Consider the following 26342-nt stretch of genomic DNA (forward strand, 5'->3'; position numbering starts at 1 on the left):
TCGAACGAACAGCCACCCACCCGCAATCTAGGAAGAAAAGGCAGGGATTGGAACCCGCAAATGGCTGGTCCAACCGTGCCGAGCCTCAGGCTGCTTCGAGCGCCCAGAGATGATGGCCGTAGCGACGGAAGAAGCGCGCGACGAGACGCTGCTCTTTCGCCCTGGCGAGATCGGGCAGGCGCCGTTCCTGGCGCCAGCGCGGCATGTTGCGCCAGCCGGCGATGAAACGGGCAGCATCCTCGATGGCTTCATGCGCCGACAGCGCCGGGCCGATCGCGGCCAGGAACAGAGGCTCCGACTGCTTCATTTCGTCGATGACGGCCTTGCGCCTGAAATGATCGAGACGGGCTTGCGCGATGCCGTTGCGGCGGATCGCCTCGAAGGCTTCGAGCAAAGCGGGACTGTCGCCGGTGTAACCGCAGGCGCGGGCGAAATCGGCGGCATCCATTCTTGCTCCCGCATCCAGGCGCGGGTCATTCCACGCCGACTCACATATGCAAGGTGTATATAAGCATAACTCAAACAGGCATAGAAGAAAGACATTTGGAGGAGTTTGGAAACTGCGACTCGACTCCCGCTTCAAAACACGGGAAGATAGGAACAAATCAGAAACAAAAGGACAGGGGATGATGGTGTTGCCGGGCAGGGAAGCAGTGATCGCGCAGGTCGCCTCGCTGTCGGTCGAGTGCGCCGATTGCGGCCGCAACAGGTGGTGGCGGCCCGATCAGTTGAAGCGCTTCGGGGTCAACGGGAACACGCCGCTGGCCGCGTTGTCGGGGCGCATCGTCTGCTCGGCCTGCCGTGCCGACGGGCTGCCAGGCACGGCGATCTCGATCCAGGCAGCGTTCATCGACGAGCGCCAGCGCGTGCGCAGCGAGGCACGGATGCTGGGCGATCGTGAGGTGCTGGTGGAGGCGAGGCGGGCTTGAGCAAAGGACGTGCCGTCATGGACGATTTCGCCAACATTGTGACGCGATGCGGCAACCCAGCACCTTCTCCCCGTCACTATACGGGGAGAAGGTGCCGGCAGGCGGATGAGGGGCGGCGCTGATTTGGCGGAATTGAACTTCTATTCTGATGGTGCGAGGGAGTTTGCAAGCTTGGTCGTTTTCTTTGAGGTGGCATTCGAGACGCCACTTGCCGAAATCTTGGTGCTGCCCCTCATTGTCCTGCCGGACATTTCTCCCCGTATAGAGACGGGGAGAAAGTAACCTGTTGCGGATGGTTTCGCCAAATATCAACGGTTAAGAACGCCGGCGTGCCGGTGAGGGCGGCCTGGATCCGGAAAGGCAGGCGCTCCTAATACCCCAGCAGTTCCTTCAGCGGGATGACGCGCCAGACCTGCTTGATGGCGTAGCGGTTGAAGGTCAGCGTCTTGGGCGGATTGTACTGCTCGACCACCAGCTCGCCCGCCGTGCGCCGGACCAGTTTCTTGATGAAGGCCTTGCCGTTCTTCTCGTTCTCTTCCGGAAAGGTCTCGATCACGACATGGTCGCCCGGCACCGCGTCGCGGCCGCCGCAATAGATCATGTCGCCGGGTTCATAACGCGGCACCATGGAATCCGAGAGCACGTGCAGCGCGAACACTTTCGGCAGGTTGCGGACTCCCGGCGGACGCTGGACGTATCCTGCCGGTTCGCCGTTGAAGGTGAAGTCGCCGTCATCACCGCCGACGGCGGCGCCCAGCACCGGAATATCCATCGCTCCGGCCGGCAGGGGGCCGGCATCGGTGACGATCTCGGCGTCCGCCACCGGGCCGGCATCGTCGAGGAAGACGACCTGCCCTTGGCCCAGCGCCACGGGGTCGACACGCAGGAAGGCGGCGGTCTTCAACAGGTTCTCGGTCTTGGGCAGGTTGCGCCCGGTTTCCCAGTTGCCGACGGCGGCGACATCGGTGTCGTTGTGCTCGGCGATGTGGCGCATGACCAGGCCGCGCTGCTTGCGTGCCTGGCGGATCGCGGCTCCGACCCTGATCGACAATTGCGTTTTCACCATGGCCTCATGTGACCGACAAGTCCTGCTTTCGTCCATGAAAGAATGGCTTGCATCGATTTTTGAGTTATGCTTATATCGCCTCATGCAAAAACTCAACCCCCTCAGAGTCGACAGCGCCTCCAGCCCGGCCTTGCCGGGCTGCCCTTTCCCTTCCGACCCGGCCTCCTCCTCCCCGGCCGGGTCGAAGCGCGAAGCCGATTGCCTTGACGCATCGGCCTCGCGTCCGGTCCGCCCGTCAGCGGCGGCCGGAACGGCCGGAGCCGCCGCTCCCCGCGGCTCCGGCCCCCCATTCGACGCGGCCGCCGGGTGTTTCCTGATCCGCACGCAGGACCGCACCGTCATCGCCGACGAGCCGACGACGGGCAGGGCGGTTTCCGCCCCCGACAGGGACACTGCGCGTCCGCGGCTTGACGCGCCCGTCGACCGGCCGGGCTGAAAGCAGCCCTTCCACAAGCAATCCCCGCGGCCGACAGGCCGGACCACGGCCGGCAGTCCCATCGCGGCTGTGGGCAAACCCGACGCTTGCCTGACGGCGCCGTTCGCGGCGGCCGCTGGCCGCGCAATGGAGACCGACATGGCAAGCTATAGCGACAGCGAATTGCAGGCGATTGCCGGCTGGCTGAGGGACGGGCTTTCGGCCTCGAGGATTGCGGCGGCGTTCAGCGTACAGCGCGGCGCGCGCGTATCGCGCAACGCCATTATCGGCATCGTCCACCGCAACGCCATGCTTGGCGCGATCGGCTTTGCTAATGGCAAGGGCCTGGCGGCGCGCACGGCGATGGCCAAGGCGGCGAGCCGCGCCGCCAAGGCGGAAACCAGCCGTGCCGGTGCCACCCCGCAGCCGGCCAAACCCGCCATGCGGCCGAAGCGGGCTCCTTCGCCCGTCCGGCCGAGGCTTTTCCAGCGCGAGGCGGGCGTGCTGATCGCCGATGGGCAAACCTACCGTTTCAAGGTACCCGCGCCGCCACGCGGTGCCATCGGCCGGCAGCCGCATGGCGTGGCCATGCGCTTCATCGACTGCCTGTTCAACCGCTGCCGCGCGCCGCTCGACCTGACGCTGGAGGACGATCCTCGAAATGATGCGCCCGGCGGGCGGCCTGGCCAGGAGATGCTGTGCTGCGGCATGCGCACCAGGGCGATGAAAAGCTACTGCACCTACCATCAGGCACGCTTCCAGCGTCGTGTTTGCGAGGCCGGCTGAAGGGTTGATCCCTTCTCCCCGGTCACGGGGAGAAGGTGCGAGCAGGCGGATGAGGGCAGCGGCGACATAACGCAATTTGGAGCTTCAGCGGACGCCAAACTGTGGAAACGCTGGCTCTGCCCGTCATTGCCCTACAGGGCATGCTCCCCGTTCATGGGGAGAAGGACGCTCCGCGAAATATTGGGAGAATTGCCTTGAACAACTATCGCGCGGCACCGCTATTTCGGCACCTGGCGGCCCTGTTTGGGCTGGCGGCTCTGTACGGTGCGCGGCTCCAGCACCATCCCTGGGCCGCCTCCGGCAACCAGTATGCCGGTAACGCGGGCAAAGCCGGTGAACACTTTGATCGCGTCGGATTGCGAGATCTGCGCCGCGATGGCCGCGCTGCAGGCGTTGAGCGCGCTGCGGTAGACATGGCCCCGCCGCTCGATCGGCCAGCGCTGCAGGAAATCGGCGGCGTCGCTGACGGTCTCGATCTCCTCGACATGTCCGTCCAGGGACACTTTGAGCGGCACTCCGGTTTTCATCGTACCCACGGCGTTCACCTTCGGTCCAGGCGCGGCTTTCAAGCCGACGCTCATAAACGCACAAGGCTGGCAGGCGGTTGCATCGCCGTCTCAGGGGCTCGCAGCGGCGTCGAGCCATTCATGCGCGCGGCTTCTTGGCTTGGCCACCAATATGCCCTGTTGCCTGGCCGCCTCGCGGAAGGCTTCGAAGGCGGGGCGCGGACAGCAAGTGCCCTCGACAGCGAGCCTGACAAGCCGTGCCGCCTCGAGATAGGCCGGCGCGGTCTTGTCGGGCCATTGGTGACGAAGCGCGGTCGCCGCGTCGGCCACCGAGCCGACCAGCATGGTCTTGTTGTCGCAGAAACGCAGGGTCACCGGCATGAAGGCCGTCATCGGCAGTCCTCTCCTTGGTTTGGACGCGTCACAACGTCCGGACCGGGGGCTGGTTCCATTAGCGCGGCTGGAAGCACGGCATGGAGCGCGGCATGAGCGAACGGCCTTTCATGCAGCTCTACGTCTCCGATTTCGTCGGCGACACGTTGCAGCTCTCGACCGAGCAGATCGGCGCCTACATGCTGCTTCTCATGGCAATGTGGAATGCCGGCGGGAGCTTGCCCGACGATGACGCCAGGCTGGCGCGCGTGGCGCGCCTGCCTTTGAAACGATGGCGGGCGATCAGCGCCGAGCTGCTGGCCTTCTTCGAGCGCGAGGGTGGGGAGATCGGCCACGGGAGGCTGACGAAGGAGCTGCGCAAGGCGCGGCTGAAGAGCGAGGCGAGGGCGGCCGCCGGCGCGCGCGGCGGAGCCGCCACCGCCTTGAAAACAAAGGCGCATGCCAGGGCAAATGCCGATGTTTTGGCGCGGCATTCTCCAGAGTCCAGAAACCAGATGGAAAAAGCTTCCGCTTTTTCAGCGCGCGGGGCGCGCGAAGGACCGGAGATTTCGATTGGGGGCCGTGAGGCGGCTTCGGGATCGCGCGGCCCGGGCCAGCGCAAAAAACCGCGGGGCTGGATCAGGCCGAAAACCCACAGCGACGCCGCCAATGCCATCATCGAGGAGATCCGCGGATATGACCACGGCCGAACTGCAACAGGCGACGAAGGCGCTGGCGGCACTGTTCTCCTGCTTCCCGCAATCCGCCCTGACTGACGTCGAGATGCAGCTGCGCGGCTATCTCGGCGCCGTCAGGGATGCCGAGCTGGGCGACCTGCAGGCCGCCATCCAGCGCTTCGTGCGCGGCGAGGTGAGGAGCGGCAACGCGCAGTTCTGTCCTTCGAGCGCGCAGCTCTGCATCGAAGTGCGCGAGCGCAAGGTGATGCGGGAGCTGCTGGCGCGGCGGGGTGGGCAAGCGCCGGCAAAACAGTTGACGGGATGATCATATCCGACAGGTCCGAGGGACAGCGCCCCCCGCTGGCCCGCCGGCCATCTCCCCCTCTTGGGGGAGATCGGATGTCGCTACTGCTTTCGCCGATCTCCGGCGTAGCAGGAAAAGCGGTACCGACGACGCAGCCAATCTCCCCCCAAGAGGGGGAGATGCCCGGCAGGGCAGAGGGGGGCGCGAAGGATCGCGACCTCTCTTGGAAAACACACCCCGACCCCCAAAAAGGAGCCACCGCATGCCGAAGAAAACCAAAGCCGCCAAACCGCAGGCGCCGAAGCTGCCGAAGGGCGAGGCCGAGCAGGTGCGCATCCGCCGCGAGGTCGGTCATGATTTCGCGCTAAGGGACGATGCCTTCGGTCGCAAGCGGCTGACGTCAGGCACGGCGGAGGCGCGTCGCGTCTACGAGGTGTCGAATGACGGCCACACGTCCACCGGCGGCATCGTGCGGGTGCGCAATGTCGATCCGCTTCTCGGCATCACCTCGCTGTCGCGCCAGCAGCGCGAGGCCGGCCTGCGCTACCGCGAGCATTTCCGGTGCAGCCAGCAGGCCGATATCAAGCCGATGCGCTGGACGGAGCGCGTTGACGGCGGCCGCGCTGGCGGCGGCATCGCCGACAGCGTGCTCAACGCCGGCCGCGCGCACGCCGCCGCGACACGGGCGCTCGGCCATTGGGACGTGGCGGCAATCGTGCAAAAGGTCGTGTGCCTGGAACAGCCGGTGAAGACCGTGGCCGAGCAGGATGGCGACGGACGCGATGTGGTGACGAAGCTCTTGAAGGTGGGGCTGGATCTGCTGGCCGTGCACTATGGAATGATGATGGGGCGCTAGCACCGCCCGGCCAGCGATGCGTACCGGCAAATTCGCAATGTTTATCCGGCCGGTCAGATGCCGGCCGGATCAGTTTGAACGGTCAATAGCGGCAGACGCGCACTCGCTCGATCACGCGGTGGTGATGCCGCCAATGCTTCACCAACTCGGTTTGGCAACGATGATGGTACATGCCGTAGTAGCGCGGCCGATAGCCGTCGTTATACATGCTGTAACGGTAGTGGTTGCGGCCGTAATACGGGCCATAGTCGGAGTAGTCGCGATAGTAGCGATGTCTGGGAACGTAGTAATCGTCATCATAGCCGTTCCCGATGCCGAGCGTGATGCTGGAGGCATTGGCGGGAGCGATTACCGCCACCGCCGAAGCGACTGCTATCACCGATGCAAGCAAGAGTTTTTTCATGACAACCTCCTCTGTAAGGTGTGTCTAATAAACGCCGGGGACGCGACCCTGTTCCCATAAATCGGTGGATCGATGGGTTCGCACCCTATGTCGTGGCGGCGGAAGCACCTCTCGCGGAGCTTGGCCGCACCTGTCAGCATGGTGAGGCACATTTTGAACCTCGGCCGCCACTATCCATTTCCCCTATATGCAACCAGGAAGGGAGATTGGACCATGAATATCATTCTTGGCGGTACCGGGCGTGTCGGCTCGGCGACGGCAGCGACGCTCCTGCGGCTGGGCGAACCGGTCACGGTGGTGACGCGCGACGAGGCCAAGGCGGCGGCTTTGGCCGCGCAAGGCGCCGAGGTGGCAGTGGCCGACGTGCTTGATGTCGAGGCGCTGCGTGGCGTGTTCAGGCGCGGCACAAGGGCATTCCTGCTCAATCCGCCTGCCGATCCTTCGACCGACACGGATGCCCAGGAGCGCAGGACGGTGGCGGCGATCGCCGCGGCGCTGGAAGGTTCGGGGCTGGAGAAGGTCGTGGCGGAATCGACCTATGGCGCACGGGCCGGCGAACGCACCGGCGACCTGACCATCCTGCATGGGCTGGAAGAAAAGCTGCATCGTCAGCCCATCGCGGCCAGCATTATCCGCGCCGCCTATTACATGAGCAACTGGGATGCCTCGCTGGAGACCGCCAGGCGTGACGGCGTGGTCAACACGCTTCTCCCGGCGGATTTCGAACTGCCGATGGTGGCGCCACGCGACCTCGGCGAAGCGGCGGCGCGCTTGTTGATGGAGCCGCTGGAAAAAAACGGCCTACATCATGTCGAAGGACCGTCGCGTTACACGGCCAAGGATGTCGCCGCGGCCTTTGGCGAGGCGCTCGGCAGGCAGGTCAGCGTGGTCTCGGCGCCACGCGAGCGTTGGGTGGACGCGTTCGAGGACATGGGGTTTTCGCCTGAAGCCGCGCAGTCCTATGCGCGCATGACGGAGGTAACGGTCGACGACACCTATGATCCGCCGACCAGGCCGGAGCGCGGGAAGGTGACGCTGGAGCGATATGTGGCTGATTTGGTGGGGGCTGGCTGATTTGGCACGGGCCGGTTGAATGAGCAAAGGACAAACGCCGCGCCTGCCGGCACCTCCTCCCCGTGAACGGGGAGAAGGGAGCCAAGTCCATCAAAACAGCGCCTTTTCCAGCGGTCCTTCCAGCGTTTCGGCAAACGCCGTCGCCAGATGATGGCGGTCGCGGAAGGCGAGCTTGCCGCCGATGAACACGTGGCATTCGGTCGGGCCGCAGAAGCGGTCGGTCAGGTCGACATAGAGCGTGTCTGGCACGCTTTTCACCACGGCCCGCTCGGCGGCCGCGACGTCGTCATTGGCGGCCTGCGCCCTCGGCGTGTCGCACAGCGACGGCGCCTCGCGCCACCACAGCGCGCGGGCAACGCAGGCGTCCGCGAAGCTGCCGCCGATCGGCGTGTCGCGGATGACGGCGGTTTCGACACCAGCCTTGCTGAAGGCCTGCAGCGTGGAGCGCAGGCCGGCCTGCCAGCGCGCGGTCTCGGCCTTGCGGCTGGCGGCGGACATGTCGCGCGTCAGATTGCCGATCGAGAATTCCGAGATCACCACCAGGCGCGGCTTGCGGCGGATGATGGCCGCTATCGCCTGTTCGCGCCAGGCGTCGCATTCGGTGTAGTCGCGCTTGAGCACGGCGTTGAAGGTCGACAGCCGCGAGGCGCGGCACGAGGATTTGAGGTAGGTGACCACTTTGGTGTCGTTGCGTTTTGCCGCCGCGACCAGCGGCGTCGACCAGTGGTCGGCATGCGAATCGCCGAACAGCACGATGGTGTGGGCGGCGTCGGCCGAGCCGAAGGTGCAAGGTTTCGGTTTCACCGTGTGGAAGTCGAGCAGGCAGTTCTTGTCGACGGCGCGCGCGATGGAAGGCTGTTCGGCCGCCTCCTCGATGCCGCGCTGGGTGGGGTCGATGTTGCGCGTCGCCAGATGCGCGTTGGCGTAGGCCGCCGCCACGCCGGCGGCGGTCAGCACAAGGGCCGGGGCGAGGGCAAGCCCTGGAAAAAGCCGAAGCGGTTTTGCGCCCGCGCCGGCGTTGAACCGAAAGGCGCGTGCGGCGGCCGCCAGCCAGTCGCCGCGCCGCGCCGGGTTCTCGATCAGCCGGTAGGTAGCCGCCGACAGCGCCAGCGCCAGCACGGCGCAGCCGAGGCGCTGCGCCACGCCGAGGTCCGGCTCCAGCATGCCGGCATAGACGATGATGGGCCAGTGCCAGAGATAGAGCGAATAGGAGAGTGTGCCGACCCATTGCAGGGGCGCCAGCGAGAGCATGGCGGCGGGCGCCAGGGCCTGCCAGCGGGTGACGCCCGGAGCGTCGCCCTGCTCGCCGGCACCGCTCAGGAGCACCAGCACGGTGCCGGCCACCGGCAGCAGCGCGTACCAGCCGGGGAAGGGCAGGTCTTCGCTCAAGGCGAGATAGGCGACGGCGATCAGTGCCAGGCCCAGCCACCCCTGTGCCGCCCGCAGCCAGGACTGATGCCGCCACAAAGCGGGTGAGGCGAACGTCGCCAGGCCGCCGGCGGCGAATTCCCAGGCGCGCAGCGGCGAGAAGTAGAAGGCCCAGGCCGGCGAGAGGCTGGTGAGCCACAGGCAGGTCGCGAAGGAGCCGAGGCCGACGATGCCGATCACGGCCACCACCATGCGCCGGCCCGGATGCAGCCAGGCGGCAAAGACAAGCAGTGCCGGCCAGACGAGGTAGAACTGCTCCTCCACCGACAGCGACCAGAAGTGGATGAAGGGGTTGCTCAAGGCATCGGCGGCGAAATAGTCGAACGACCAGCGCAGCAGCCACAGATTGATGGTGTAGGCCGCCGCATACATGGCGCCGCGCGAATAGAGCGCCTGTTCCTGCGGCGCCAGGATGAAGGCGCCGGCGGCGAGCGTGGCCAGGATGACGAAGATGGCGGCCGGCAGCAGGCGCCGGGCGCGCCTGGCATAAAAGCGCCACAGGTCGAGCCGGCCGGTCTCCGTGATCTCCTGCATCAGATGCGTTGATATCAGCCAGCCGGAAATGACGAAGAAGATGTCGACGCCGGCAAAGCCGCCGGGCAGCGCCGTGAGGCCGAAATGATAGGCGACGACGCCGCCGACCGCCAGCGCGCGCAAGCCCTGTATATCAGGCCGAAACGATGCCGCCACGAGGCCTCCTTGGTGCAAGCCCAGCCCCCCAAGGTCCAGCTCTTGCCAATCTCGGCCGGACGGGCCGCTATCGCAATGCAACAAATCTTTCGCAGTGCAACATGGCCAGAACAAGGAGAGGCGATTTTGCCGCTTCATGGAAGCAGGGCGACCGTGTCGATCGACGGGAACAAACTCGCGGCGTCCGGCTGAACGCAGGCGGAACCGATCGCAACGGCTCGCCTTCGACGACGTTAGCATCATTCGGTGGGGCGAGCCCGGCGAGGGGCGGCAAGGCAAAGCGGCGGCATTCACAAAAAACAGCCCCGCGAGCGGGGCTGTCTCCAGGGCCGCGGCACGTTGTCAGCTGCCGCCGTTCAATTTCACGCTGCTGCAGAATTCCGGATGCGTGTTGGTCGGGCTGGCGTTCTTGACCTCGTCGGCGCAGGCGGTCTTCATAGCCATCTGGTCTTCGGGCGTCAGCGCCTTCCAGGCTGTGACGAAGGCGTCCTTGCCAACCATCGTCTTCATGCCGGAATCCGTGTAGAACGGCTTCATCTTGGCAGGATCATCAAGAGCGGACGTTCCCTTGTTGGATCCTGCGAGAGCCGAACCGGTGGCCATTGAAAGCGCCATTGCGCCAAGACAGATCATCTTGATGTTCATGATTGGGTCCTTCCCTGTTGCTTTGTGACCGTCGAAGCAACGATCAAGCTTTCAACGAAAAACTTTGCCTGGAAGTTCCGGATTTTCAGGCAAAAATTCCCCAAACTGGTAAAAATATATTCAGGAACATCTTGAACGCCTTGCGAAATTCCAAGGTAATCCAGCGCAGCTCCGGAAATTTGCTTGAATCGGCCAAATTTCTCCCGCCGCCATCGCGGCGTGCCTCTGGAGTTGGCCAGGCCTGCCGTCGCTTGGACAAACTTCGCGATTGGTGGATGGTTCCGGAGGCCCCGGACATGGCCGTTCGGCGGCGCAAAAAAACCCCGCCGGCGAGCCGGCGGGGCATTGAGTGGAGGGTCTTGTCATCGCCCGCGAGGCGATCGCGCAGCAACGAGGACGGCCGCCGGAAAGTTTCAGCGTTCCATGCCTGTTTTTGCAGCCATGGTTGCATTGGCCTCGGCCGGCTCCGGCCCGGCAGCCCTGGCCCAGCGGGAGGTCTGCCGTCCAATCCTCTACGGCGCGGCGTCGCCTCCGTGCGGCTGCGCCAGCGAACGGGCCGCATCCGCCCCGGCCGCCAGGATGCGATCCGACAACTCCGCGCCCTCCACCGCGCGGGCCAGTTGAAGCGCGCCGATGAGCGTCGCGAAGATGCCGAATGCCACAGCCTCCGGATCGCTTGCATGCGGCGGGAGAGCGGCCGACACCTGCCGCACCAAAGTCATCAGGCGTTCGGTGTAGAGCTGTCGCGTTTCCGGCTGCTCCCGCGCGATTTCCGGCAACAGGGCGGCGGAAGCGCAGCCCGTGCCCGGATTGTCGCGGTGCTGCGCCGACAGATAGGCATCTATGGCCGTCTCCAGGCCGCCGGAGGCCAACACCCCGGCGATCTGGCCTGACTGGCCCTCCAGCGCCGCCGCCACGCATTCGCGAACAAGTGCCGCCTTGGAGGGAAAGTGGGGATAGAAGGCGCCGTTGGTCAGCCCGGCGTCGCTCATGATGCTTGCCAGTCCGGAGGCGGCGATGCCGTCGCTCCGGAACCGTTGCGTGGCGACCTCCATGATCCGGCCGCGCGATGCGTCCTTGCGGCCCTTTTCGTAACGCATGTCTTTCCTTTCCATGCTCTATTGCATTATGAGCATAATCTGATATTACGAACATAATTCAATCGACGGAAGAAAGCTAGCCCTGACGGGTTCTGGAGCATCAAAATGAAAACGCATTCCGGCAAGACCGCAATCGCGAGAGAGCCAGTACGATGAAAGCCTTTGTCGTCGACAAATATCAGAAGAAGGGCGCGCTGCGGCTCGCCGACATGCCGGAACCCGAACTGCGGGACAATGATGTGCTGGTCGAGGTCCACGCCGCCGGCGTGAACCTTCTGGATTCCAAGCTCCGGGACGGGGAGTTCAAACTCATAGTGCCTTATCGGCCGCCCTTCATCCTGGGCCACGACGTGGCCGGTATCGTGGTGCGGGCCGGATCGAAGGTCCGCAAGTTCAAAGCGGGCGACGAAGTCTATGCACGGCCGCGCGATGGCCGGATCGGGACATTCGCCGAATTCATCGCCGTGGAGGAGGCCGACGCGGCCCTGAAGCCGAAAAACCTCAGCATGGAGGAGGCCGCCTCCATTCCGCTGGTCGGCCTGACCGCCTGGCAGGTGCTGGTCGAAAGGGCAGGGCTGAGGAAAGGCCAGAAGGTCTTCATCCAGGCTGGCTCCGGCGGGGTTGGCACGTTTGCCATCCAACTGGCGAAGCACCTCGGCGCGACGGTTGCGACAACGGCGGGCGCGGCGAGCACGGACCTGGTGAAAAGGCTCGGCGCCGATGTCGTCGTCGACTACCGGAAGGACGATTTCGAGAAGGTCCTGGAGGGCTATGACGTGGTCGTGAACAGCCAGGATGCCAAGACGCTCGAGAAATCGCTGCGCGTGTTGAAGCCGGGCGGGAAGCTGATTTCCATCTCCGGTCCGCCGGATCCCGGGTTCGCCAGGAAGCAAGGCCTGAGCGTCGTGCTGAAGCTGGTGGTGTGGTTGCTCAGCCTCGGCATACGCCGCAGGGCCAAACGCGCCGGTGTCGACTATTCCTTCCTGTTCATGTGGGCGCAGGGCGACCAGCTGAGCCGGATCACGTCGCTCATCGAAACCGGCATCATACGCCCGGTCATGGACCGGACCTTTGCGTTCGAACAGACCAACGAGGCCTTGGCCTATGTCGAAACGGGACGTGCCAAGGGCAAGGTGGTCGTGAAGGTCCGGTAGGACGGCCGGGAGCCGCACGACCCAATTCGCTGCGATGCCCGGTTCGCTAGAGCGCCGGCCCGGTCTCGATCTCCTGGAGGTAGAACGCCTTGCTCGGCTGCAGGTGGTCGACGCAGAGCTGCGCCAAGACCCAATTGTGGCTGCGTTTCAGCGCCTCGATCATCATCAGATGGTGCTGGCGCGAGATGTCGAGCTTGTCCCGGTCGGCCAGGGAATTCGCCCGCACCGGCAGGCTGAGGCGCATATAGTGCTCGATCGACGACACCAGATAGGCATTGCCGCAGGCCGAGAACATGGTGAGATGGAAACGGTCATTGGCCTCGTGGATGCCCCTGAGGTAGCCGGCGTCGACATGGCCGCTGTAGACGTGGTGGATCTCGGTCAATTCCGCGATCAGAGCGTCGCTCGCCGGCAGGCGGATCATCAGCGCGGCCTGGCGCTGCAGCATCTCGCGTACCTCGTAGATCTGGCGCACTTCCTCGGGCGCGAGCCGGCGCACCATGGCGCCCTTGTTGCGCTCGCGCGTGGCGACGCCGAGCCTTTCCAGCTGGTAGAGGGCCTGGCGGATGGTGTGGCGCGAGACCGGGAAACGGGCGAGCAGCACGTCCTCGACCAGGCGCGTGCCGGGCGCCAGCCGGCCGAAGATGATGTCTTCCTCCAGCGCGTGGACGATATCGGCTTCCTTGCCGCCATAGTCGACCGTGTTGAGCATCGCGACTCTCTCGTTGGCCCGGCCAAATCATCATTGGCCGTGACCACTCTAGCCTTCGCGCGCGAGGCTGGCCACAAGCGGGTCGAGGCGCGGGTCGTCGAGGCTGACGACGCCGGACATCCGCATCGCCTGCCGCAGGCTGATCTTGCCAACTTCCTGGCGCATGATGACGGGCAGACAGGCCGGCCCCGCTCCCGTCAGGACGAAGGCCCGGCCGACCAGGACCGGTTCGGAGAAGGGCGCCCATTGCACGGCCATGATCGACGGCTCGCCGGTCTGGCGGCGGTTGATGGCGGCGAAATAGATCCAGTTCAGGCGTGAGATCGCCACGCCATAGTGCCAGCCGAGCGCGCGCGCGCCGCCCTGGCGATTGCCCTCGGCCCACCGGGTCACGCGCCGGAACGTCACCAACTCCGCCTCGCGCCGCACGAAGGTGACCGACCGCATCAACAGATCCGGGCGCTCGGGAACCGCGAAGTAGGTGAAATAGGTGCCGCCGGCGATGGCGGGGCAGGGGCCGCGCACCATGTTGGCGTAAAGCGTTTCATGTATCGGCGACAGACTGACAAATCGCTGCGCCTCGGCTTCCGGCGCGCGGTACAATTCATCCTCGTCGATGCGGAAATAATCGCAGATCAGCCTCGCCGTGGCCCTGTTGGGCAAGCTCTTGCCTTGCAGGTAGCGCTCGAACTGCGAGCGGTTCATGTTCAATCCGCGGCAGACGGCACTCACCGACGCGTGGCCGCTGACCAGCCGTTTGAGATTCGCGGCAAGATTCCTGCGAATTGGCACGACACCGTCCCCCCGAAGACGTCCGGACCATTATTCAAGCAATTGCTGATATTGCGCCAATCTCGCACAACATCGCTCGGGCGCGAAAGGGGACCTTCGGCCAATATCGCTGCAAAAATCGCTGCTTGCGGGCCGACATGGAAAGGCCCGCCACCGACGCGACTCGTGACGGGCCTTCTGGAGTACGCCGGGCTTCTTACCGCCCGGCCATTTGCAAAACCTGCCGGCGGCGCGATCGTTCCATCACAACAGGAGGCCCGGCAACTCAGCCTGGCAACTCAGGGGAAACGGCTCTCGCCTTGCGGATCGTCGAAGTCGTCTCGCGCCAGGACGCGAGACCTCGCATATCCCTCAGGTTTCAGGCCTTCGATTCAGATACAAATCGAGGTGCAGATACCCGCGGTAACCGCCGACAGTTTCTCGCGCTTCAAGAGCGTCGGCTTGGCGTAGGTTTTCTTCATGGCCCTATCCCCTCGATTCAAGCGGCCTTGCACGGCGAAAGACAGGAAACCGCCGTGACCGTGGACAGTCTCTGGCGCTTCAGAAGTGTCGGCTTGGCATAGCTTTTCTTCATTTTCGTTCCCTTTGCCTAGGCTTGCCCGTCGAATCTGACGCAAAAGGAAGGGCGAAGTCAAAACGTTTCACCTCCAGGGAGCATGCATCGTCGATGTTTTAGCTCTTGCTGATGCCAAAATCACGCATAACAGACGCGAAAGCCGACAATCCCGGCGATTGTCTCGTGCCTGGCTGCCGGTCCCGGCATGGGGATAGGCCGGGACTAGTTCCTGTCGGACGGCTTCGAGCGCATCCTCGACACCGTCTCGCGCTCGGCGCGTTTGGAGCGCAGCGGCGGCAGGCCGCGGTCGATCAGGTCCATGTCTTCCAGCACCATGTCGCCCATGCGCTTGAAGGCGATGTCGAGGGCGCCGGCGCGGTGGGCGGAGCGCAGGAAGCCAGGGAGCGTGCGCACCGGATGGTCGCCCGCCAGCGGCTCTTCGGGAAAGACGTCGCTGGCGGCAAGGATGTGGCCGCTCTTCACCGCAGCCATCAAGGCGGGGAAATCGACGACGCCGGCACGGCTGAGCAGGATGAAGGCGGCGCCCTTGCGCATCCTGGCGAAAGCATCGGCGCCGAGAAATCCCTGGTTTTCGGAGGTCACCGAGGCAACGACGAAGACGAAGTCGCTTTGCGACAGCACCTCGTCCAGCGCAACCGGCTCGACGCCATTTTCCCTCAGGATCGATGGCGGCAGCCAGGGGTCGAACACCTTGGTGCGGGTGCGGAAGCCCGACAGCAGGCGGTTGAGCGCGCGGCCGAGGTCGCCGAAGCCGATGATGCCGACATCGGCGCCCGAAAGCAGCCGCGCGGTCCGGTTGCCGTCGCCGCCCCACAGCTCCTGCCCCTGGCGGAAAGCGAGGTCGGCGTCGACGATGCCGCGGGCAAGGTTGAGCGCCATGGCCAGGCCCAGCTCCGCCACCGGCTCGGCGAAAACCAGGCCCGTCGTGACGACATGGATGCCGCGCGAAAACAGCGTTTCATAGGGCATGTTGTCGAGGAGATTGCTCTCGACGTTGAAGACACAGCGCAGCGCCCGCATCGCTTCAAGCGTCTGCGGCGAGATCGGCGGCTGGCCGACGATGTAGCGGGCCTCGGCCAGCACCCCCACCGGCAGTCGCGCCACGCCGTCCGGCGTCGTCTCGACGATGCGGTAATGCGCCCTGAGCCGCGCCAGCTGCGGCGGCGTGAAGATCAGCTCGAGCGTGCGCGGCTCGGGCGCGCTGATGACCAGCGGCAAGGCGGTGTCTGACATGGCAAGATCCTCCCGAAGCGGCTTGTGGCGCTTTCTCGGTCCTAAATCTATCCCGGACCAGCGGATTTAAAAGCACGGCAGACCGATTTACTCGGTGCAGGAACGTTTCGCTCAAAATCGCGACAGCCGTCCTGACGCAATTGACATTCGCGGCGAAGCCGGTCTTCTCTGCGCTATTCAACAAAGGGGCAATAGCAAATGAAGAAATATGAGAAGCCAACCTGGCAAAAGCGCGAACGGCTTTCGGCCGTCACCGCGCTCGCTGGATCTTCAAATTTGCCGCCGCCGCAATGACTGAAACCGCCGGGCGAGCCTGAAGGCATTCGCCTGCCGAAACAAAGGCGCGATCGGTCGATCGCGCCTTTTGCTTTTGCGGCGAGAACACGCCGTCACCTGCGCCGCTTTGGCGGTGCGGGCTTCTGTTGCTCCTCGCTTGGCTCGGCGGACAGCCGCTGCTTGCGAAGGCGGGCGGTCTTTGCGTCGCGGGCCTGCCGCTCGGCGTCGAGGATAATCCGCGACTCGCGATCCGCTCTCTCAAGCTTTTGCTTGTCGACCAATCGGGCCACTTCGTTCTCCGCCGGCATGTCACATTCCCTGAAACCAACCGTGTGCGGCAAGGTTCCAGCGGATGCCAGCCGCGCGCGATCGCGTCAGGATTTTGCCTGGCCTGACCGCTTGGCGCGATGACCGGCCTGCCAGCGGGTCAGTTCGCGCTCGGCCTCGGATATGGTCACGCTCATCAAGCCGTCGAATTCGGCCATGGCTTCCATGTGCCCATGATCAATGATGGATTTGCGAAGAATGCGCATCGCCAGAATAGCATCCTGCAACGCGCGGTCGATATTCTTGACCATGACAGGATCTCCTGCGGGCATAACCTGTCGGCGCGCCGCTGGTTCCGACTGAACGGCGTTGGATCTGCTTTTTTCAGCGCTATGTCGTTGTGCTGGAGAAGCGCTCCGGCGCTTTCCTTCTGCTTCCTCCTCTCGCGGGGAGGGAGGACGGAAGAGGCGCTGTCCCCCGGATAGCACCAGGGAAGTGCCTTCGATGGCGATGAAGGGTGGGAAGCCCCTCAGGCCAGCCCCGGCTCGCGCCGCAATCCCAAATGGCGCACCTTGCGGCCAATGATCATCAGCCGGCGTGCCGTGTTGTTGCGCAGGCGCCGCGCGCGCCATTCCAGTCCGGTTTCGGTGGTGATCTGCTTGGCGTAGACGCTCACACGCATGCCGGTCTCGTCGGAGGCCACCTTGACCGGGTCGTCATAGAAGGTGGCGATCTTGTCGGCCGCCATGCCTGGTGTTTCGAGCCAGGCGGGGATGTGGACCGAGGAGAGGCGCTCGACGTCGACCATGACCCGCCCGATGCCGACGCCGGGTGTCGGGCATGTCGTACAGAACGCGTCGCCAATGAAGACGACCCCATCGCGGCGATGGCCCTGCGTCGTGGTCAGATTGACCTGCCGGACCTCGACGGGACTCGCGACAGCGAAGTTGCCGCATTGCGCCGATATTTCGGGCATCAACTCACAAAGCATCTTCTGCGGATCGGACCGGAAATCCCTCGTCCATTGGTCGGCCACGGTGTGATAGACGAACATGTTGGCCCGCATCTTGTCGCCGAGCGGAAAAACGGTGAGATAGGCAACGCGGTCCGCCGCCCGCTTGCCGTAGCAGGTGACGGCCGGGAAGGCGCATTCGTCCCGCGGAATGGCGAGGTCGAAGCCCATCGAGAGCGAATGCGCCTTCGACAGCTCGACGCGCTCGACGCCGATGGCGCGCCGCACCGCTTCGCTGTAACCGGTGGCCACCACCAGCAGGCGGGAATTGATGACCCTGCCGTCGGCCAGCACCAGGCGCTGCCGGTCCGGCCCGGTCGAGACCTCGGCGACCTTGCCGACCGTGATCGGCACTTCGCGCGGCAGCGCGTCGCGCAGGCCGTTGATCATCGAGCCGTAGGAAAATGTGTATTCCCACTTCTGCTCGCGGGCGAACAGCTGGCCCAGGCGAAAGACGTGGACGTCGGTCACCGAGGTGACGTGGCGCATGACCGTCTCTTCGAGATCGAGCCTCGCGAAGAGCCGCATCTGATCCATGCCGATCTTCTCGGCCCTGAACTCGTCGTGATGGACGCGGTGCGGGTCGATCAGCGCTACCTTGCGCCCGGACTTTCCCAGAACCATTGCCAGGGTCGTGCCCGCCATTCCGGCGCCAACGATCGCCACGTCTACTTCGGCCGGGACAGCCTCGACGGTGGTCATCTCGCTGCCCTTCATGCTCGTCATCTTCTGTCTCCACAATCTGTGGTGGAATATATCTTCCGGACCCTGATCAACCTCAAGCAACCAGCGCGGGTGGCTGGTAGCAACAAACGTTTAGGTTAACTACGGCCGCCTCTTCTGTTTCCAGCGCGGCGCGATCGCCGAGCCATCGATGAATTCCAGGCCGCCCGCCTCGTTGAGCGTGTGCAGCTTGCGTCCACTCCATAGCGCGCCAGGAGTTAAGATGGTCTCGACAAGCTGGTCCATGCCGTTCAAATCAAGGTGAGTGACGCGTGCGATGCCAAGGGCGCCGCCGTAGCTCCTGCGGCAGTCCTGCACCGGGCGCAGCAACTGGCCATCGCGTTCCACCATGCGTCCGGCCGGCCGCGCCGAGGCGATGTCGATCAGCACCGGATTTTTGGGATGCGGCGTCCAGGGACCGCGAAAGTCCGGCGCCGACCACAGATGCAGTTCATCGGAGAATGCGCCGCCACCGTCCCTCGCGGTGCCTTCACCGTCCCGGACGGTGGCGAACAGCCACCACATGCCGCCATGCTCGACCAGGGTGGCGTCGCTGGCGACGATATCGGACAGCAGCGTCGCCTCCTTCACCCATCCACCGGGGAAGGCGGTGGCGCGGTAGAGATCGACCGTGCGGTTGGCGCAGCTTTCGGGCACCATCCAGACCTCGCCGTCACGCTCGAAGACGAAGGGGTAGGACAGGTGGTAGGGCAGGTCGAGCACCGGCTCCGGGCGGCCGATCGGCCCCGACGGGCCGAACGGCACCGCCGAGATGATGGCGCGGCCCAGACGGTGGATATAATCCTCGACGAACAGGGTTACCTGTCCCTGGTAAAGGATCGGGAACGGATCGGCGTAGAAGCGGCTGCCGTCGTCGGGCAGCTCTTGCCAGCCCGATGCCGGATGGGCGCGCAGATCGAACAGGTCCCGTCCGTCCGTCTCGCGCCAGCCGACCTTCCAGTGCGGGGCGTTGTAGCAGAGATGGTAGATCTTCTGGACGATGCGCCGCGCCAGCGCCTTGCCCGCCCTGACGCCGAGCTTGCCGGCCGAGGGCAGCGACGGCGCGGGCCTGTCGTCCGCCGGCTCGGGCAGGACGGGCAGGGCGCCGCGTGCAGCCCCCGTCACCGCCGCCAGGATCAGGCTCGCGGTGCGCGCCAGCATGTCCTGGAAGGCGGCAAGCGCGATGCCGCCATATTCGGTTCCGAGCCGCCCTTCGGCGACGACGGCGCCGTTCTCCTCGATGCGGGCCAGCGGCGTCCGGCCATCGAGGATCGACGCCAAAAGGGCGGCTTCGCCGGCGGCGCCGTCATAGGTCACACGCCAGACGCGCGTTGCCTCCTGCCGCGCGTCGCCGCACAGGTCGAGCACGAGGTCCGGCGCGGCGCGAGGCTGGGTGCGGTATGGTGCCAGCGCCGACAGCGGCAGGCGCTTGGCCAACCCGTCGGCGGGCAAGCCATGGATGACCGTTTCGAGCTGGAACAGCGCGGCTATGCTGCCTGGGACGCCGCTTCCGCGCGGGCGTGCGTCGACGCTGACCTCGACATTGGCGAGCGCCGCCAGGCGCTGCAGCAGCAGCAGGTGAAAAGCACGGAGGCAGTCGCTGTCCAGGCGCAGGCTCACCTGCATGTCGCACCCCTAGAGTTCTGATGGTCGGTAAACTGGCCGGTGTTCGATTTTCGGGCTCGAGAGATGGGCAACGGTCGGACTGGAGACAGGTGGCGCTCCATTTCCATTCGTTTCCCGCTCGCTTGCGCCCTGTCAACACGGCCCGTGTCTTTGCTACGCAAACTCCGTGCCAGAAATCAGAAGAGCTCCCAACATAATTAACAGTGTTTTAACAGTTGGAGTAATAGCTAGGCTGAAGCCGCAATTTAATCTTTTGGGGCACACGGAGTGTTGTCGGAGCGACCTTTGCAATCATCCCTGCTCTCGTTGCCGCAACAACACGCTCCGGAGGTGATGCAATATGCGCCGGAGCCACCACCGGCCGCGTCCTATCCATCCTCGAGCGTCGAGCTGGGTGACCTGAAGCGCATATTGGTGCGCCGCCGCTTCCTGATCCTCGCCACCGCCGCGCTGCTGACCCTTGGGGCGCTGCTCTACGGACTGTTCACGCCGGCGCTCTACAGCTCGGTGGCGGAAATCATCGTCGATCCGCAAGACCTGCAGGTGGTCACCAACGACGTCAATCCGAGCCGGGTTCCGCCCGATGGCGGCATCACCATGGTGGAAAGCCAGGTTGCCGTCGTCCAGTCGAGCGGCGTGCTGCTCAGGGCTATTGCGGCAACCAACCTGACCGAGGATCCCGAATTCAACGGGCAGGGCGGATTGCTGAGCCATTTGCTCGGCGGCGTGCTGGGTTCGGGGTCGGCCGAGACCGACAAGACGGGCAAGACACTCGATGCGCTGCGCCGGCGGCTGGGGGTCAAGCGGGCCGACAAGGTGCTGGTCCTCGACGTGATCGTCACCGCCAAGAGCGCCGACAAGGCGGCGAAGCTCGCCAATGCCATCGCGCAGGCCTACCTCGCCGACCAGGCGAGCGCGCGCGCCAAGATGGCCACGGATGCTTCCGACTCCATCACCGCGCGGCTGGAAGAGCAGCGCAAGCGCGTCCAGCGGGCCGAGAATGCGGTCGAGGCCTACAAGTCCGCCAACAACATGGTGATGGCCGCGGGCAATCTGGTCAGCGACCAGGAACTGACCGAGATCAACACGCAGCTCGCGGCCGCGCAAAGCCGCACCGCGACGCTGAAGGCGCAGGTCGACCAGTTGCGCCGGTCGGGCGGCGCACCGGACGCGACCTCGGAGGCGATGCGCTCGGCGGTGATTTCGAGCCTGCGGGCGCAGGAGGCGACGCTTGTCGACCAGGTCTCGCAGCTCGGCACGGAACTCGGGCCGCGCCATCCCTCGATGATGGCGGCCCAGCAGCAGCTACGCGACACGCGCCAGCTCATCGCGCGCGAACTCGGCCGCATCGTCGCCGCCGCCGAAACCGACTATGAGCGGGCGCTGGCCAACCAGCAGGCACTGGAGGCCAAGGTCGCGGGCATGAAGAGCAAGTCGCTCGACACCGACCAGGCCTCGGTCAAGCTGCGCGAATTGCAGCGCGATCTCGAGGCGGTGCGCTCGGTCTACGCAACCTATCTGCAACGGGCGCAGGAAACGCGCGAGCAGGTCAATGTCGACAGCACCAATGCGCGCATCATCTCCGACGCCATGCCGGCGCTGAAGAAGAGCTGGCCGCCGCTGTTGCTGCTGGTATTCGGCGCGTTCTTCGGCGGTCTGGGGCTGGGTACCGGCCTGGCGCTGATCGCGGAATATTCATCGCCGACGGTGCTTTCCAGCGCGCAGATGCAATCGGCCATCGACGCGCCCGTGGTGGGCGTGCTGCCGGCAAAATCGGCGCGCCGCCGCTGGTGGCCTTTCGGCGGCGCCACCACGCCGGCCGGACAGAAGATGGACGCCGTCGCCGGGCTGGCGCTGAGACGCCTGTTCTCTTCCAGCCGGCGCCCGCCGGACTGGCCGCTGGTGCCGTCCGTCCTGCTGACGTCGGCGCCTGAGGACGCCGCGCAGCGGGGCCGGGTGGCGCGCCTGCTGGCCAGCGCGGCGGCCGCCAGGGGCAGCCGCGTCCTGTTCATCGACACCAACAATGCCGGCGGCGGCCAGAAGGAGCCGCAGCCCGGCCTGCTCGACGTGCTGCGCGGCGAATATGCCTTCGAGGCGCTGAGCCAATACGCGCCCGGCAGCAACGTCGCGGTGCTGGGCAAGGGCCGGCCAAAGGCTGCCTTCTCCGAGGCGCAGGGCGTCTATTTCACGCAGCACATGCTGGCCCAGGCGAGCCGCAATTTCGAACTCGTCATCGTCGACGGCGGCGCGCTGGCCGACAATCTCAACGCCTCGCCGCTGGTTGCGATGGTCGACGAGATCGTGCTTGTCGCCACGCTCAACGCGACGCCGATGCGCGATGTCACGGCGGCCTCGCAAGCCATTTCCGTCATGGGGCGGTTGCCGACCGGCGCCTTGCTGGTCGACGAGGCGGCCTGACATGGCTGCCATCCGGGGTGCCGCCCGGTCCGCCACCCCAGCCGGCTGGGCCGGCCAGGGTCAAGTCGCGGCCGCGCCCCGTGCCGGCAATTCCCTCGACTGGGTGACCGGCTACGGCCTAGTCGCGGTTGTCGCGTTGCTATTCAGCATCTCGGGCGGCATGCTGTGGCTGGTGGGCTACAATTACGACGGCCTGACCGGCAATCCGGCGACCAAGATCCATCCCTCGACCTATCTGCTCGTGCTGATGTTTGCCTGGCGCGCCTGCACCTTCGGCAACCCGGTCGGCTACACGCTGGCCATAGCCGACAGGCGGCCGGCGAGCGCGCTGCTGGCCGTCATGTCGATCATGCTGCTGGTCGTCGTCATCGTCAGGCAGCGCCCCGGCATGGCCGGCATGATCGACACTTTCGTGGCGCCGGCGCTGCTGGTGATGATGCTGGCCGAGGACGACGAAAGGACGTTCGCCCGGATGCGGACCGTCGTCCACGCGGTCATGACCGTGAACGCGCTGCTGGCGCTGTTCGAGTTCGCCACCAAGACGCTGGTCTTTCCCTACCGGCTCGACGGCGAGGTGTTCATGAACGACCTGCGCTCGACGGCGCTTCAAGGCCATCCGCTGTCCAACGCCACGATCACCGCGATCTACGTGCTGGCGCTGCTTTCGGGCTCGCGATCGCTGTCCATGCCGATGCGGCTCGGGCTGGTCGGCCTGCAATGCGCGGCGCTGGTCGTGTTCGGCGGGCGCTCGGCGATGGTGACGACGATCGCGCTCGGCGGCATCTACCTGCTTTTCAGCGGCGTCGCCTATCTGCGGCGAGGACGCATCAGCCTGCCGGGTGCCGCCCTCGCGGTCGTGCTCTCCTCGCTGCTGCCGGTCGTGCTCGCCATGCTGTTCTCCTACGGCTTCTTCGACGCGCTGCTGGAACGCTTCGTTTCGGACAGCGGCAGCGCCAATGCCCGCGTCGAAATGTTCGAGCTGTTCAAGCATTTCGAACTGCGCGACCTGATCGTGGGACCCGATATCGATCTCATCGAAAGCCTGCGCCGCATCAACGGCCTCGAACAGGGCATCGAGAACCCGATCATCCGCCTGGTGCTCTATCAGGGCGCCTTCTTCACCTTGCTGTTGTTTCTCGGCTTCGTACTGTTCATGCACGAAGTGGCGCGCCGCTGCCATCCCGGCATCTGGCTGACGATGCTGGGCTGGCTGATCCTGCTCAACACCTCCGAAAGCCTGGCGTCCAAGACGACGCTGATGACCAAGTTCGTGGTGATCGCGCTGGTGCTGTACCGGCCGGTGCGGGTGGCGGGGCGAGGAGTACAACGGTTGCAAGGGTAGCGCTCTACGGCGCCCCCCTCTGCCCTGCCGGGCATCTCCCCCACGAGGGGGGAGATTGGCGGCTTCTGCGCTGGCTCTCTCTTGCAGCATAGGCGATTGGCGAAGGCGGACGTGCCTCCGATCTCCCCCCTCGTGGGGGAGATGTCCGGAAGGACAGAGGGGGGCGTGAAGGAACTCGACGATTGCCCGTGTGGGACGGCAACCTACCCCGCCATCCTCAACCCCAGCGCCTCGACCATCGCCGGGTCGAGTGCGCGCGTCGTGTCGTCCATCATGCCCATGCCGTCGAAGAGGTCCCAGAAGGCCCAGGGGAAGCCTGATGCCTCGGCGCTCTGCCTGACATCGGCGATGTAGCGGGCACGGTCGGGGTTGGGGGCGGCGACGTAGCGGGCGTCGGTGCGCAGCGCGCCGAATTCGCCCATGATGACTCGGCCAGGCGCGATGCCGTGGCTGTCGGCCCAGTCGCGCGCCTGACCGATATATCTGTCGACGAACCAGCGGTCGGGCCTGGCGTCGAAATAGACCTTGAGCACGCGCTCGGTTTCGGCATAGGCGGCCTGCTTGTCCGCTTCGGAGGTCTCGATGTCATCAGCCATGCGCGCCCTGACGGAGGCCAGCGTCTGTTCGAGCGAACCGGCGGAAGCCGGCCATGGCACGTTGTTCAGCGCGCGGTAGACGGGCTCGCGCATCCAGGGCGCGCCCTGGTGGCTGAACAGATAGGGTTCGTAGAAGTGGAAGGTGAACAGGATCGGCTCGAAGGCCGCCAGCGGCTCCGGGTCGAGCGCGGCGAGCCCGCTCACCATCGAGCCGCAGCCACCGGTGACGACCAGCGGCAAGGTCGACGACGATGCCCTGGCAGCCGTCAAAAGGGCCGCCTGGACGTTTGACCAGACGTTGGAGGAGCAGGATTGCGGCGGCTCGTTGACCGGTTCCAGCGCCACCTTACCCTGTGCGAAGCGCCGCAGCCCGCCGGCAAGTGTGCCGATCAGCACGCGGTAGGCTTCGAATTCGGGCGCGGCGGTGCTGGAGACCATGCGGTCGGGATTCCAGTAATGGGTGGCGCCGTTGGCCTGCACGTTGACGATGATGCCGAGGTCGGCATCGAGGGCGGCCGCGACGGCATCGTCCAGCATCGCCAGCAATTTCGCGCGCGTGGCGGCGTCGGCGGCGAGGAAGGGGCCGGGATCGACCGGCAGGCGGATGAAATCGAGCCCGGTCCGGCGCAGCCGGCGAAGGTCGTCCGGTGTCGGCACCGGCCGCTGCGACTGGAAGGGCGGCCAGGCATAGTTGGTGCGCGGCGCGGGAAACTCGCGCGTCAGCGCGAACCAGGGCCAGGCATTGACGCCGCGGCGAAAGCGCCATTCGCCAGTGGCGGCCAAAGCGGGTGGTGCGGAAGAAAGCGCCGCCGTGGCGGGCACCAGCGCCGTCGACAGCGCGGTCCTCAGCAGCCGCCGTCGCGACCAACCCGTCATACGGCGCCGGGCGAGGGGCGATCGACCGGCACGGCGCCGGCGGCGGTCACGCCCAGAAGCCGGTAGGCTTCGGTTTCATAGGCAAGCAGGACATCGTCCCAGCGGAAGACTTCGTTGGCGCGAGCCCTGGCGGCCGCGCCGCAGGTCCTGACCAGGGCGTCATCCTCCATCGCCTGCCGCATCCGCTCGGCGCAGCTGCGCGCATCGGTGAAATAGATGGCGGCCGCGCCCGCGGTCCATCTGTTGTAGGGGTTGTCGTGGGCGATCACCATGTTGCCGGCGGCCAGCGCCTCGACCAGCGACGGGTTGGTGCCGCCGACGGTGTGGCCATGCAGATAGGCGCGCGCGTGAAAACGCAGCGCCTTCACCGCCGCCTGGTCGTAAATGGCGCCGGGCAGCACGACCGAGGCGTTGGCTGCGTTGCGGACGGCGACATGATAGGGAATTTCAGGGGAGAGCGTGCCCAGAACCACCAGCTTCATGTCGCGCTTCTGGCTGCAGAAGGCCTCGACGATGGGCAGGATGTTGTTGTCGGGCTCGATGCGCGCGATCGAGATAAGGTATTTGCCGGGTTCGAGGCCGAGCGCGCGCACCGGCGCCTCCGGCGCCGCTGTCACCGGGTCGGCGCCATAGGTGATGGTGGCTATGGCGTTGCGCGGCCGGCGCGTTGCCAGGTGATCCGCGATCACCGGATGGTCGGCGACCAGACGGTGCGAGGCCCAGGCGCCGATCCACTCGTTGAGCCAGAACCATGTGCGTGCCGCCACACCCCATTTGGGCCGTCGCCACTCGATGCCGTCCATGTTGGTGATGATCTTGCGCCGCATCAGCCTCAGCCAGGTCAGGAAGACAGCGCCATTATAGCCGAGCACCAGGCAGACGCCGGGCCGGCGGGCGGCGTCGAGCACGCATTGCCAGTCGAACTCCAGCGTCGCGCGCGGGCCTTTCGAGGCGACCTGGACATGGATCAGATCGATGCCTTTCCAGGTGTCGACGCGCACCCTCCGGTCGACCCGCTCGACCTCCTCCTGGCAGTAGACGCCGACCTTCCAGCCGCGCCCGGCAAGAAACAGCGCCAGCTTCTCGGCGAAGGTCTCAAAGCCGCCATGGGCCGCGGGAATGCCGCGCGTCCCAAGGATGAGGATGGTGGGCGTCTCCGGTCTCATGGCTACTGGCGCTTTCAATCCGCTCGATTCCGCAATGCGAGGCTGTTCCAATCCCGAAACCGCTGCCTGGCGATATCCATACCAGAGTCGGGGTTCGCTCATTATCGCACCGGGGTTGTAAAATATTTCTTCAGGCCGCCGGGGTTGTTTCACTATCGGTCAACCTTCCATGCGTATGTATCGAAACGAGGCATTGCCGGGACCTGGCGGCCGCAAGACGGTCAAACCAAGCCCGGCACGATCCTTGCTCGTGGACTTCTGCGCGCCAGAATCGGCGGAGGGCGTGCAGCATTGGAGTGGTGATCCGGATCACATCCGTTT

The 26342-nt window shown here is 65.4% G+C and carries 28 protein-coding genes; 9 read left to right on the forward strand and 19 right to left on the reverse strand.

The annotated features are described in order from the left end of the window. Positions 1–85 precede the first annotated feature (85 nt). On the reverse strand, positions 86–448 hold the full coding sequence (locus EN808_RS17225) for a hypothetical protein (RefSeq protein ID WP_127279002.1): 363 nt from the start codon (positions 446–448) through the stop codon (positions 86–88). A 181-nt stretch (positions 449–629) separates the two neighbouring features. On the opposite strand from EN808_RS17225, the gene EN808_RS17230 reads away from it, so the two are divergent. After that, positions 630–929, forward strand: coding sequence for a hypothetical protein (locus EN808_RS17230; protein ID WP_135916537.1), 300 nt, complete (start codon positions 630–632; stop codon positions 927–929). A gap of 370 nt (positions 930–1299) precedes the next feature. Here the strand turns inward: EN808_RS17230 and EN808_RS17235 are convergent, their stop codons facing one another. Next, positions 1300–1995, reverse strand: a complete 696-nt coding sequence (locus tag EN808_RS17235) for a helix-turn-helix transcriptional regulator (protein WP_167531332.1) — start codon at positions 1993–1995, stop codon at positions 1300–1302. Positions 1996–2569: 574 nt separating this feature from the next. Here EN808_RS17235 and EN808_RS17245 point away from each other — a divergent pair. Then, positions 2570–3196 carry a GcrA family cell cycle regulator gene (locus tag EN808_RS17245; protein WP_135865900.1) on the forward strand — a complete coding sequence of 209 codons (627 nt, stop codon included), beginning with the start codon at positions 2570–2572 and terminating at the stop codon, positions 3194–3196. Positions 3197–3414: 218 nt separating this feature from the next. Here the strand turns inward: EN808_RS17245 and EN808_RS17250 are convergent, their stop codons facing one another. Both EN808_RS17250 and EN808_RS17255 read right to left on the reverse strand, forming a co-directional pair. Further along, positions 3415–3777: a DUF982 domain-containing protein gene (locus EN808_RS17250; protein ID WP_127280334.1), complete on the reverse strand. Its 363-nt coding sequence runs from the start codon at positions 3775–3777 to the stop codon at positions 3415–3417. A gap of 36 nt (positions 3778–3813) precedes the next feature. Beyond that, complete coding sequence (locus EN808_RS17255; protein ID WP_135865905.1) at positions 3814–4095, reverse strand: DUF982 domain-containing protein; 282 nt, start codon at positions 4093–4095, stop codon at positions 3814–3816. A 92-nt stretch (positions 4096–4187) separates the two neighbouring features. Here EN808_RS17255 and EN808_RS17260 point away from each other — a divergent pair, with 92 nt between their 5' ends. The 3 genes from EN808_RS17260 (at position 4188) to EN808_RS17275 (ending at position 5911) form a co-directional block, all read left to right on the forward strand. Beyond that, entirely contained in the window at positions 4188–4850 is a 663-nt protein-coding gene (locus tag EN808_RS17260; RefSeq protein ID WP_135916473.1) for a DUF1376 domain-containing protein, read from the forward strand. Next, positions 4771–5076 (forward strand): hypothetical protein, encoded by a 306-nt coding sequence (locus EN808_RS17265; RefSeq protein WP_135916474.1) that lies wholly within the window; start codon positions 4771–4773, stop codon positions 5074–5076. The genes EN808_RS17260 and EN808_RS17265 overlap by 80 nt, the downstream gene beginning before the upstream one ends. A gap of 241 nt (positions 5077–5317) precedes the next feature. Further along, complete coding sequence (locus EN808_RS17275) at positions 5318–5911, forward strand: DUF6456 domain-containing protein (protein WP_135865909.1); 594 nt, start codon at positions 5318–5320, stop codon at positions 5909–5911. A gap of 82 nt (positions 5912–5993) precedes the next feature. On the opposite strand, the gene EN808_RS17280 is transcribed toward EN808_RS17275, so the two are convergent. Then, positions 5994–6314, reverse strand: coding sequence for a hypothetical protein (locus EN808_RS17280; protein ID WP_127280328.1), 321 nt, complete (start codon positions 6312–6314; stop codon positions 5994–5996). Positions 6315–6527: 213 nt separating this feature from the next. On the opposite strand from EN808_RS17280, the gene EN808_RS17285 reads away from it, so the two are divergent. Next, positions 6528–7388 carry an NmrA family NAD(P)-binding protein gene (locus tag EN808_RS17285; RefSeq protein WP_135882599.1) on the forward strand — a complete coding sequence of 287 codons (861 nt, stop codon included), beginning with the start codon at positions 6528–6530 and terminating at the stop codon, positions 7386–7388. Positions 7389–7478: 90 nt separating this feature from the next. Here EN808_RS17285 and EN808_RS17290 read toward each other — a convergent pair whose 3' ends face one another. The 4 genes from EN808_RS17290 to EN808_RS17305 form a co-directional block, all read right to left on the reverse strand. After that, positions 7479–9506: an acyltransferase family protein gene (locus EN808_RS17290; RefSeq protein WP_135916475.1), complete on the reverse strand. Its 2028-nt coding sequence runs from the start codon at positions 9504–9506 to the stop codon at positions 7479–7481. 342 nt (positions 9507–9848) lie between these two features. After that, positions 9849–10151, reverse strand: coding sequence for a hypothetical protein (locus EN808_RS17295; protein WP_135916476.1), 303 nt, complete (start codon positions 10149–10151; stop codon positions 9849–9851). Positions 10152–10236: 85 nt separating this feature from the next. Beyond that, entirely contained in the window at positions 10237–10602 is a 366-nt protein-coding gene (locus EN808_RS17300) for a hypothetical protein (RefSeq protein WP_135916477.1), read from the reverse strand. Between the two features lie 61 nt (positions 10603–10663). Further along, complete coding sequence (locus tag EN808_RS17305; protein WP_135916478.1) at positions 10664–11251, reverse strand: TetR/AcrR family transcriptional regulator; 588 nt, start codon at positions 11249–11251, stop codon at positions 10664–10666. Positions 11252–11403: 152 nt separating this feature from the next. Between EN808_RS17305 and EN808_RS17310 the strand changes: the two genes are divergently transcribed. Further along, complete coding sequence (locus EN808_RS17310; protein ID WP_135916479.1) at positions 11404–12405, forward strand: NADP-dependent oxidoreductase; 1002 nt, start codon at positions 11404–11406, stop codon at positions 12403–12405. A gap of 46 nt (positions 12406–12451) precedes the next feature. On the opposite strand, the gene EN808_RS17315 is transcribed toward EN808_RS17310, so the two are convergent. The 8 genes from EN808_RS17315 to EN808_RS17345 form a co-directional block, all read right to left on the reverse strand. Continuing rightward, on the reverse strand, positions 12452–13117 hold the full coding sequence (locus EN808_RS17315) for a GntR family transcriptional regulator (RefSeq protein ID WP_135916480.1): 666 nt from the start codon (positions 13115–13117) through the stop codon (positions 12452–12454). Positions 13118–13165: 48 nt separating this feature from the next. Then, positions 13166–13909, reverse strand: coding sequence for a helix-turn-helix transcriptional regulator (locus EN808_RS17320; protein WP_135916481.1), 744 nt, complete (start codon positions 13907–13909; stop codon positions 13166–13168). A 371-nt stretch (positions 13910–14280) separates the two neighbouring features. After that, entirely contained in the window at positions 14281–14370 is a 90-nt protein-coding gene (locus EN808_RS36345) for a putative RiPP precursor (RefSeq protein ID WP_189343711.1), read from the reverse strand. Positions 14371–14687: 317 nt separating this feature from the next. Further along, entirely contained in the window at positions 14688–15719 is a 1032-nt protein-coding gene (locus EN808_RS17325) for a hydroxyacid dehydrogenase (RefSeq protein WP_135916482.1), read from the reverse strand. 389 nt (positions 15720–16108) lie between these two features. Next, positions 16109–16303 (reverse strand): hypothetical protein, encoded by a 195-nt coding sequence (locus EN808_RS17330; RefSeq protein ID WP_127870228.1) that lies wholly within the window; start codon positions 16301–16303, stop codon positions 16109–16111. A 66-nt stretch (positions 16304–16369) separates the two neighbouring features. After that, positions 16370–16573 carry a hypothetical protein gene (locus tag EN808_RS17335; RefSeq protein WP_127870229.1) on the reverse strand — a complete coding sequence of 68 codons (204 nt, stop codon included), beginning with the start codon at positions 16571–16573 and terminating at the stop codon, positions 16370–16372. A 218-nt stretch (positions 16574–16791) separates the two neighbouring features. Beyond that, a complete protein-coding gene (locus EN808_RS17340) occupies positions 16792–18000 on the reverse strand; it encodes an NAD(P)/FAD-dependent oxidoreductase (RefSeq protein ID WP_189343712.1) in 1209 nt (402 codons plus the stop codon). A gap of 99 nt (positions 18001–18099) precedes the next feature. Continuing rightward, the gene (locus EN808_RS17345) at positions 18100–19623 is read right to left on the reverse strand and encodes a formyl transferase (protein ID WP_135916483.1); all 1524 of its coding nucleotides are present in this window, start codon (positions 19621–19623) and stop codon (positions 18100–18102) included. Positions 19624–19956: 333 nt separating this feature from the next. On the opposite strand from EN808_RS17345, the gene EN808_RS17350 reads away from it, so the two are divergent. Next, positions 19957–22041 carry a Wzz/FepE/Etk N-terminal domain-containing protein gene (locus EN808_RS17350; protein WP_189524130.1) on the forward strand — a complete coding sequence of 695 codons (2085 nt, stop codon included), beginning with the start codon at positions 19957–19959 and terminating at the stop codon, positions 22039–22041. Between the two features lies 1 nt (position 22042). Further along, the gene (locus tag EN808_RS17355; RefSeq protein WP_135916485.1) at positions 22043–23383 is read left to right on the forward strand and encodes a VpsF family polysaccharide biosynthesis protein; all 1341 of its coding nucleotides are present in this window, start codon (positions 22043–22045) and stop codon (positions 23381–23383) included. 203 nt (positions 23384–23586) lie between these two features. Here the strand turns inward: EN808_RS17355 and EN808_RS17365 are convergent, their stop codons facing one another. Then, on the reverse strand, positions 23587–24855 hold the full coding sequence (locus EN808_RS17365) for a cellulase family glycosylhydrolase (RefSeq protein ID WP_135916486.1): 1269 nt from the start codon (positions 24853–24855) through the stop codon (positions 23587–23589). Then, on the reverse strand, positions 24852–26021 hold the full coding sequence (locus EN808_RS17370; RefSeq protein WP_135916487.1) for a DUF1972 domain-containing protein: 1170 nt from the start codon (positions 26019–26021) through the stop codon (positions 24852–24854). Before EN808_RS17370 ends, EN808_RS17365 begins: the two co-directional genes overlap by 4 nt. Positions 26022–26342: the final 321 nt, after the last annotated feature.

The sequence above is a fragment of the Mesorhizobium sp. M8A.F.Ca.ET.165.01.1.1 genome, from assembly GCF_004792065.1.
In the GTDB taxonomy this organism is placed as follows: domain Bacteria; phylum Pseudomonadota; class Alphaproteobacteria; order Rhizobiales; family Rhizobiaceae; genus Mesorhizobium.

Bases quoted from the DNA above. Each gene is read 5' to 3' on its own strand.
- EN808_RS17225 (WP_127279002.1), bottom strand. From the start codon at position 448: ATGGATGCCGCCGATTTCGCCCGCGCCTGCGGTTACACCGGCGACAGT.
- EN808_RS17230 (WP_135916537.1), top strand. From the start codon at position 630: ATGGTGTTGCCGGGCAGGGAAGCAGTGATCGCGCAGGTCGCCTCGCTG.
- EN808_RS17235 (WP_167531332.1), bottom strand. From the start codon at position 1,995: ATGGTGAAAACGCAATTGTCGATCAGGGTCGGAGCCGCGATCCGCCAG.
- EN808_RS17245 (WP_135865900.1), top strand. From the start codon at position 2,570: ATGGCAAGCTATAGCGACAGCGAATTGCAGGCGATTGCCGGCTGGCTG.
- EN808_RS17250 (WP_127280334.1), bottom strand. From the start codon at position 3,777: ATGAGCGTCGGCTTGAAAGCCGCGCCTGGACCGAAGGTGAACGCCGTG.
- EN808_RS17255 (WP_135865905.1), bottom strand. From the start codon at position 4,095: ATGACGGCCTTCATGCCGGTGACCCTGCGTTTCTGCGACAACAAGACC.
- EN808_RS17260 (WP_135916473.1), top strand. From the start codon at position 4,188: ATGAGCGAACGGCCTTTCATGCAGCTCTACGTCTCCGATTTCGTCGGC.
- EN808_RS17265 (WP_135916474.1), top strand. From the start codon at position 4,771: ATGACCACGGCCGAACTGCAACAGGCGACGAAGGCGCTGGCGGCACTG.
- EN808_RS17275 (WP_135865909.1), top strand. From the start codon at position 5,318: ATGCCGAAGAAAACCAAAGCCGCCAAACCGCAGGCGCCGAAGCTGCCG.
- EN808_RS17280 (WP_127280328.1), bottom strand. From the start codon at position 6,314: ATGAAAAAACTCTTGCTTGCATCGGTGATAGCAGTCGCTTCGGCGGTG.
- EN808_RS17285 (WP_135882599.1), top strand. From the start codon at position 6,528: ATGAATATCATTCTTGGCGGTACCGGGCGTGTCGGCTCGGCGACGGCA.
- EN808_RS17295 (WP_135916476.1), bottom strand. From the start codon at position 10,151: ATGAACATCAAGATGATCTGTCTTGGCGCAATGGCGCTTTCAATGGCC.
- EN808_RS17300 (WP_135916477.1), bottom strand. From the start codon at position 10,602: ATGCAACCATGGCTGCAAAAACAGGCATGGAACGCTGAAACTTTCCGG.
- EN808_RS17305 (WP_135916478.1), bottom strand. From the start codon at position 11,251: ATGCGTTACGAAAAGGGCCGCAAGGACGCATCGCGCGGCCGGATCATG.
- EN808_RS17310 (WP_135916479.1), top strand. From the start codon at position 11,404: ATGAAAGCCTTTGTCGTCGACAAATATCAGAAGAAGGGCGCGCTGCGG.
- EN808_RS17315 (WP_135916480.1), bottom strand. From the start codon at position 13,117: ATGCTCAACACGGTCGACTATGGCGGCAAGGAAGCCGATATCGTCCAC.
- EN808_RS36345 (WP_189343711.1), bottom strand. From the start codon at position 14,370: ATGAAGAAAACCTACGCCAAGCCGACGCTCTTGAAGCGCGAGAAACTG.
- EN808_RS17325 (WP_135916482.1), bottom strand. From the start codon at position 15,719: ATGTCAGACACCGCCTTGCCGCTGGTCATCAGCGCGCCCGAGCCGCGC.
- EN808_RS17330 (WP_127870228.1), bottom strand. From the start codon at position 16,303: ATGCCGGCGGAGAACGAAGTGGCCCGATTGGTCGACAAGCAAAAGCTT.
- EN808_RS17335 (WP_127870229.1), bottom strand. From the start codon at position 16,573: ATGGTCAAGAATATCGACCGCGCGTTGCAGGATGCTATTCTGGCGATG.
- EN808_RS17340 (WP_189343712.1), bottom strand. From the start codon at position 18,000: ATGACGAGCATGAAGGGCAGCGAGATGACCACCGTCGAGGCTGTCCCG.
- EN808_RS17345 (WP_135916483.1), bottom strand. From the start codon at position 19,623: ATGCAGGTGAGCCTGCGCCTGGACAGCGACTGCCTCCGTGCTTTTCAC.
- EN808_RS17350 (WP_189524130.1), top strand. From the start codon at position 19,957: ATGCAATATGCGCCGGAGCCACCACCGGCCGCGTCCTATCCATCCTCG.
- EN808_RS17355 (WP_135916485.1), top strand. From the start codon at position 22,043: ATGGCTGCCATCCGGGGTGCCGCCCGGTCCGCCACCCCAGCCGGCTGG.
- EN808_RS17365 (WP_135916486.1), bottom strand. From the start codon at position 24,855: ATGACGGGTTGGTCGCGACGGCGGCTGCTGAGGACCGCGCTGTCGACG.
- EN808_RS17370 (WP_135916487.1), bottom strand. From the start codon at position 26,021: ATGAGACCGGAGACGCCCACCATCCTCATCCTTGGGACGCGCGGCATT.